The organism is Actinosynnema sp., assembly GCF_052038725.1.
Genome location: NZ_JBQGCX010000840.1, coordinates 1 through 3,351, shown reverse-complemented (window position 1 = coordinate 3,351; position 3,351 = coordinate 1). Strand labels below are relative to the sequence as shown.

The 3,351-nt window shown below is 78.3% G+C and carries 2 protein-coding genes; both read left to right on the top strand.

All coding sequences use genetic code 11. The features are described 5' to 3' along the window. The first annotated feature begins 36 nt into the window (after positions 1-36). Positions 37-2,250, top strand: a complete 2,214-nt coding sequence (locus tag ACTUAL_RS17250; RefSeq protein ID WP_440900988.1) for an FtsX-like permease family protein — start codon at positions 37-39, stop codon at positions 2,248-2,250. A gap of 121 nt (positions 2,251-2,371) precedes the next feature. Next, the coding region (locus tag ACTUAL_RS17245) for a sigma factor (RefSeq protein ID WP_440900987.1) at positions 2,372-3,351 on the top strand (980 nt) is incomplete at its 3' end.

Below are 3,351 nucleotides of genomic sequence, written 5' to 3'. Positions count from 1 at the left end.
GCGCAAGGCCACCGGGGCGCTGGGGGTGCGCGCCGGATGACTCCTCGCGCGCACTGGGCGGCAGACCTGGTCCTCGGCGTTCGGCTCGCCGTCGGGGGCGGCCGGACGGCGTGGGCCAGGCTGGCGCTCACCGCCGTCGGGGTGGGCCTGGGCGCGGTCGTGCTGCTGCTCGGCGCGTCCATCGGGCCCGCGCGCGAGGCGAAGTCGGAGCGGGTCGGGGCGGCGCTGCCCCGGCCCGCCCCGGTCGCGCAGGACGCGGCGCTGCGCGCCAGGAGCGTGGTGGTGTCCTGGCAGGGCAGGCTGATCACCGGGCTGGAGCTGGCGGCGGCGTCCCAGGACGCGCAGGCGCCACCGGGGGTCGGCCGGGTCCCCGACGCGGGCGAGATCGTGGTGTCGCCCGCCCTGTTCGACCTGCTCGGCGCGGACGAGGGCGTGCGGGCGAGGTTCCCGGAGCGGGTCATCGGCGTGATCGCCGACGAGGGGTTGGCCCGCCCCGGCTCCCTCTCCTTCTACGCCGGGCTCGCCGCGCACCACCTCGACGGGGCGGAGGCGGTGGCCGGGTTCGGGGTGGAGCGCCCGCCGCCGACGTGGGAGCCGTTCTACCGGCTGCTGGTGCTCGCCGGGCTGGTCGCGGTGCTGCTGCCGCTGGGCACGTTCGTGCTGGTCTCGACCCGGCTGGGGGCGACGGGGCGGGACCGGCGGCTGTCCTCGATCCGGCTGGTCGGCGCGTCCCGCGCGCAGGTGCGGCGGATCGCGGCGGGCGAGGCGCTGGTGAGCGGGCTGCTGGGGCTGCTGGTGGGGGTGGCGCTGTTCTTCGCGGCGCGACCGCTGGTGCGGTTCGCCGAGGTGGAGGACGTCGGGTTCTTCCCCACGGACGTGCTGCCCGCGCCGCTGCCGTCGCTGGTGATCGCGCTGGGCGTGCCGCTGGTGGCGGTCGGCGCGGCGGTGCTCGGCGTCGGCGCGGGCACGACCGGGCCGCTGGGCCTGGGCGAGCGCGCCGAGGTGCCGCCGCGCGGGGTGGCGTGGCGGCTCGGGCTGGTCGGCGCGGGCGCGCTGGTGCTGGTGGTGCTGTCGGTCGCGGTGACGTTCACCGAGGTGGTGGACTCGCCGCCGCTGGCGGGCGCGGCCGGGGTCGGCGTGGCGCTGGTGCTGGCGGGGGCGGGCGCGCTGCTGCCGTGGCTGGTGCACCGGGTGGCGCGGCGGGTGCGGCCGGACGGGGTGGCCGGGATGCTGGCGGTGCGGGCGCTGCGGTTCGACCGGAGCACGCCGAGGGTGCTGGCCGGGGTCGTGGTGGTGCTGGGCGGCGGGTTGACGCTCCAGGTGCTGCTCGGCGTCGCCGCCGACCACGTCGCGGCCCGGTCCAGCCTGGGCGCGGAGCCGGGCCGGTGGGTGCTGGGCCTCGCGCCGGGCACGCCGGTGCGGGAGCTGGCCGAGTCGGTGTCGCTGATCGGCGGGGCCCGGCGGATCAGCGAGGTGCGGGTGGCGCGCACCGACGGCGTGCTGGTGACCGGCACGGACTGCGCGGAGATCGCGGACCGGTTGGGGGTGTCCGACTGCGCGCCGGGCCGCGCCTACCTGGTCGACGGCACGCCGCCGCCTGCGGGCTCCGAGGTGCTGCTGCGGGTGTTCGGCGGCGAGCCGGTCACCTGGCGGGTCCCCGAGCACCGGGTGGTGGCGGGCTCCGGGGCGTACCGGGGTTTGGTCGTGGCCGACGACCCGGCGCTGCTGGCGCTGGAGCCGCAGCAGCTGGTGGTGCGGGGCGACCCGGACGAGGCGTTCGGCGAGCGGCTGCAGGCGGTGACCGAGCGGGTGGACCGGGCGTCGGCGCTGCTCACCGGGTACGAGGCGGGGCGGGTGGAGCTGTTCACGACCCTGCGCGGCGCGGTGCTCGGCGGGTCGGTGCTGCTGACCCTGCTGGCCGTGGTCGGGCTGGGGGTGGTCGCGGTGGACCGGGTGTGGGAGCGGCGCGCGCCGGTGGCGGTGCTGGCGGCGAGCGGGGTGCCGAGGGGGACGCTGGTGCGGGCGGCGCTGTGGCAGGCGGCGGTCCCGGCGGCGCTGGGCCTGTCCGTGGCCGTGCCGCTGGGCCTGGTGACGGCGTGGCTGGTGGTGCCCGCGGACCGGTTCCGGGTGGACTGGGCGGCGCTGGTGACGGCGTTCGGGGCCGCCGGGGCGGTGGCGCTGGCCGTGGGCGCGTGCGCGCTGCCCGCGCTGCGGTCGGCGATCACCACGGAGGGGCTGCGGGCGGAGTGACCCTGGGGGCGCCCGCGCTCGTCGGCGGGCGCCCCGAGCGGGTTCATCGGCCGTGGATACATCGTGCGCACCTTCGTGTGCCCGCGGAAACGCGCGGGCGGCGGGGGCGGTCGGAGCGGTCATGCGACACAGCAGCGATGCGGTCCTGCTCGCCGGGGCGGGCGCGGGCGACGAGCGGGCGTGGCGGGAGATCGTCGGGCGGTACGCGCCCCTGGTGCGGTCGGTGGTGGGGGACCACCGGCTGACCGAGGAGGAGGCGGCGGACGCCTGCCAGTCCACGTGGCTGGCGCTGGCCGAGCACGCGGACGCGCTCCGGGACCCGGCGAAGCTGATCTCCTGGCTCGCCGCGACGGCCCGCAACCAGGCCCGCAAGCAGCTCAGGACCCGCTGCCGGGAACTCCCGGCCACCGCCCTGGGCGACACCGCGGCAGGCGACCACTGGCACGACGCGCTCACCGGCGGCGGCTGCACGGGCGGCGGACGGCGGACGAGCACGTGGTGGGGCGGCTTCACCCTGCCGAGCGATCCCCCGCCCCCACCAGCCCCGACACCGCCGACCCACCAGACCCCAACACCCCCGCCAACCCCCTCGCCCCTCCCAGCCCGCTCGACTTCGGCGACTCCCTCGACCCCGGCGCTCCCCTCGAAGGGGGCCCACCCAGGGGTGGCTCGCCCAGGGGCAGCTCACCTGGGCACGGCGCTCTCTCCGGAGGCGGCTTCCTCAGAGGCGGCGTCCCTGGACGCGCCACTCTCCCCAGAGGCCGCTCACCCAGAGGCGGCATCGATGGACGCGCCACCCTCTCCTCAGGCCGCTCACCCAGAGGCGGCCTCCATGGACGCAGCGCTCTCTCCGGAGGCGGCGGCTTCCCGAGGGGCAGCGTCTCCCTCTCCCCTGCTGGTTCCGGGAAGTCCGGCGCATCCGGCGGGTTCTGCGCATCCAGCGAATTCGGCGGAGCCAGCGGGACCGGCGCGTTCGGCGGGACCGGCGGGTGCAGCGGGTCCGAGGGGTCCGGCGGAGGCAGCGGGTCCAGCGGGTTCGACGCGCTCGGCGCGCTCGGCGGGTTCGACGCGTTCGGCGCGCCCGCTGAGCCCGTTCGCCCC